A 3,557-nucleotide genomic window follows, 5' to 3' on the forward strand; every position below is an offset into this window, starting at 1 on the left:
TAGCCGTGATAGACGGTGCCGTCCTCCAGGACCAAAACCGCGCGTTCCTTCACGCCAGCCATTCCTCCTCCTCTATGCCCACCCTAGGATGCGCCCCCAAAGGCCCACGCCCATCCCGCCCCGACCAGGGTTAGGCCGGACCAGGCGCACCGGACCCCAGGGCCTTTAGCCTCGCCACCAACCGGCCTAAGCCCCTTGGCCACGCGGCACATCCCTGCGCACCTCGCCCAGGGACAGAGGGGCCTCGCCCTCCCCCAGGCCCCTTCCCGTGGCCCAGACCCCGGGCAGGCCCGGGACCTCCCCCTAGGAGGGCTTGTCGTCCTCCCATGGGCTCATGGCGGGCCCAGGCCATGGCCTCCTCCGGGTGGCGGGTCAAGGTGCCCATCCCACCCATTCTAGCCCCCAAAGGCCCCAGGGGAAAGGCGCTTGATGACCGCGATCTCCCGGCAGTTCTCATAGAAGGGGCAGGCGTTGCACTCGCTCCACACCTTGGGGGGCAAAGCCTCCCGGGTGGTGACCTGGTAGCCCAAGGAGCGGAAGAAGTTCACCTGAAGCGTCCAGGCGAAGACCTGGGGCAGGCCCAGGTCCCTGGCCTCCCGCTCCGCCCCCAGGACCAGCCAGCGGCCCAGGCCCTCCCCCTGCCGCAAGGGGTGCACCGCCAGGCCCCGGATCTCCGCCAGATCCCGCCACAGCACATGCAGGGCCACGGTGCCCACGATGTGGCCGTCCTCGTCCTCGAGGACCTGGAAGTCCCGGATGTTCTCGTAGAGGTGGCTGTGGCTACGGACCAGCATCAGGCCCTTCTCCGCCCAGTAACGGATGAGCCAGTAGATGGCCTCCACGTCGGCAAGCCGGGCCTTCCTGAGCTCCACCGCCCTGCCTTTTTGCACCTCGGGCAGGGAAACCGTGGGGAGTTCCAGCCGGGTTTCAAGCAAGGCCCACCTCCCTTTTTGCCTCCAGAATCCTTTCCCGCACCGCCATGGGGGCCGTGCCCCCATAGGACTTGCGCCGGTGGATGGCCGTCTCCAACTGCAAAAGGGGCAGGGCGTCCTCGGCGAAAAGAGGGTGGTGGGCCCTTAGCTCCTCCAGGGTGAGGCTCTTCAGGGGCCTTCCCTCCTCCACAAGCCTCCGCACCAGCCTCCCCACCACATGGTGGGCTTCCCGGAAGGGAAGCCCCTTCTCCGCCAGGTAGTCGGCCAGCTCCGTGGCCAGGGCATAGCCCTCCTCCGCCGCTTGCCACATGCGTTCCCGGCGCCACCTGAGCCCGGGGAGAAGGGCGGTGAGGAGCTTGAGGCTATCCCGGTAGGTGGCCAGGGCGTCCAAAAGGGGCTCCTTGTCCTCCTGGAGGTCCTTGTTGTAGGCCAAGGGAAGCCCCTTCACCACGGTGGAAAGGGCCACCAAAGCCCCTAAGACCCTTCCCGTCTTGGCCCGGATGAGCTCCAGGATGTCGGGGTTCTTCTTCTGGGGCATGATGGAGGAACCCGTGGCGAAGGCATCGGGGATCTCCACGAAGGCGAACTCCTCGGTGCTGTAGAGGATGAGCTCCTCCGCCATGCGGGAAAGGTTCAGCAGGCCGATGTTGAGGGCGGAAAGCACCTCTAAAGCAAAATCCCGGCTGGCCACCGCATCCAAGGAGTTGCGCATGGGCGCTTGGAAGCCCAGCTCCTTGGCGGTGAAGTGGCGGTCTATGGGAAACCCCGTCCCCGCCAGGGCCGCAGCCCCTAAGGGGCTATGGTTGAGGCGCTTTTTGGCATCCTCCAGGCGCCCGGCATCCCGCAGGAGCATCTCGTAGTAGGCCATGAACCAGTGGGAAAGCAGGATGGGCTGGGCCCGCTGCAGGTGGGTGTAGCCGGGAAGGAGATGGAGGGGCTCCAGGTACCTTTCCGCCTCCTGCACCAAAACCCGGCGCAGCTCCAAGAGGAGGGCCAGAAGCTCGTCCACGGCCCCCCTGAGGAAAAGCCTGAGGTCCGTGGCCACCTGGTCGTTACGGCTCCTGGCCGTGTGCAGCTTACCCCCAGGAGGGCCGATGAGCTCTATGAGGCGGGCCTCCAGGTTCATGTGCACATCCTCCAGCTCCTCCCGCCAGGGGAAAGTGCCGGCCTCTATCTCCTTCTCTATCTGGTCCAGGCCCTTCAGGATGGCCTCCAGCTCCTCCCCACTTAGAAGCCCCACCCCATGGAGCATGCGGGCGTGCACCCGGTTCTGCCAGAGGTCCTCCCGCCAAAGGGCCCGGTCAAAGGCCAAGGAGGCGTTAAAGCGGGCGGCAAGCTGGCTTGGACCCTCCTGGAAGCGGCCACCCCAGGTCCTATGCCCCATGGCCCTTCCCCTCCACCAAGGCCCTAACCCGAAGCCTTAGGGCCTGGATCCTGATGAAGCCCTCGGCATCCTTCTGGTCGTAGCCCCCGAGCTCGTCAAAGGAGACCAGGTCCTTCTGGTAGAGGCTTTTGGGCGCCTTCCTCCCCACCACGTAGACGTTCCCCTTGTAAAGCTTCAGCCGGGCTACCCCCGTGACCGCCTGGGCCACGTGGTCAAAGTAGGCCTGGAGGGCCTCCCGCTCCGGGGCGTACCAGAAGCCGTAGTAGACCAGTTCCGCGTATTTGGGGGAAAGCCCGTCCCTTTGGTGCAGGACCTCCCGGTCCAGGGTGAGGCTTTCCACCGCCCGCCGGGCGTGGTAGAGGAGGGTTCCCCCGGGGGTTTCGTACACCCCCCGGGACTTCATGCCCACGAAGCGGTTTTCCACCAGGTCCACCCGACCCACCCCGTGCCGGCCGCCGATCTCGTTGAGGCGGGCGAGAAGCGCCGCCGGGGAAAGCCTCTCCCCGTTCACCGCCACCGGGTCGCCCCTTGCAAACTCCACCTCCACGTACTCCGGGGTATCGGGGGCCTCCTCGGGGTCCACGGTCATACGGAACATGCCCTTAGGGGGCTCGGCCCAAGGGTCCTCCAGGACCCCCCCCTCGTAGGAAATATGCAGAAGATTGGCGTCCATGGAGTAAGGTTTTTCCTGGGTCACGGGAACGGGGATGCCGTGGGCCTCGGCATAGGCCATCATCTCCTGCCGGCCCCTAAAGTGCCATTCCCGCCAAGGGGCGATGACCCGGATATCGGGCTTTAGGGCGTAGGCGGTGAGCTCAAAGCGCACCTGGTCGTTCCCCTTGCCCGTAGCCCCATGGGCGACGGCCTCGGCCCCCTCCTCCTCGGCGATCTTCACCAGATACTTGGCGATCAAGGGCCTGGCGATGGCGGTGCCGAGAAGGTAGTACCCCTCGTACACCGCCCCCGCACGGAACATGGGGAAGACGAAGTCCCGCACGAACTCTTCCCTCAGGTCCAGGGCGATGGCCTTGGTGGCCCCGGTCCTTAGGGCCTTCACCCGGGCCTCCTCCACCTCCTCCCCCTGGCCGATATCCGCGGTGAAGGCGATGACCTCGGCCCCATAGGTTTCCTTAAGCCACTTGAGGATGATGCTGGTATCCAGCCCGCCGGAGTATGCCAGGACGATCTTCATGCCAACCCCTAGTCTACCCCCTCGAGGGGGTATGCATAAGTATACACGA

3 protein-coding genes are annotated in these 3,557 nt (G+C 65.7%); all 3 read right to left on the reverse strand.

What is annotated here, in order from left to right:
* Positions 1 to 395: 395 nt before the first annotated feature.
* The 3 genes from Q0693_RS06475 to Q0693_RS06485 are packed head-to-tail and all read right to left on the reverse strand — an operon-like array spanning position 396 to position 3,508.
* A complete protein-coding gene (locus Q0693_RS06475; RefSeq protein ID WP_243031289.1) occupies positions 396 to 935 on the reverse strand; it encodes an N-acetyltransferase in 540 nt (179 codons plus the stop codon).
* Positions 928 to 2,316: an argininosuccinate lyase gene (gene argH, locus Q0693_RS06480; protein ID WP_298630108.1), complete on the reverse strand. Its 1,389-nt coding sequence runs from the start codon at positions 2,314 to 2,316 to the stop codon at positions 928 to 930. The genes Q0693_RS06475 and argH overlap by 8 nt, the downstream gene beginning before the upstream one ends.
* A complete protein-coding gene (locus Q0693_RS06485; protein ID WP_243031287.1) occupies positions 2,306 to 3,508 on the reverse strand; it encodes an argininosuccinate synthase in 1,203 nt (400 codons plus the stop codon). The genes argH and Q0693_RS06485 overlap by 11 nt, the downstream gene beginning before the upstream one ends.
* Positions 3,509 to 3,557: the final 49 nt, after the last annotated feature.

Origin of the sequence: uncultured Thermus sp., from assembly GCF_938010445.1 — a bacterium.
GTDB classification, from domain to species: Bacteria; Deinococcota; Deinococci; order Deinococcales; family Thermaceae; genus Thermus; species Thermus altitudinis.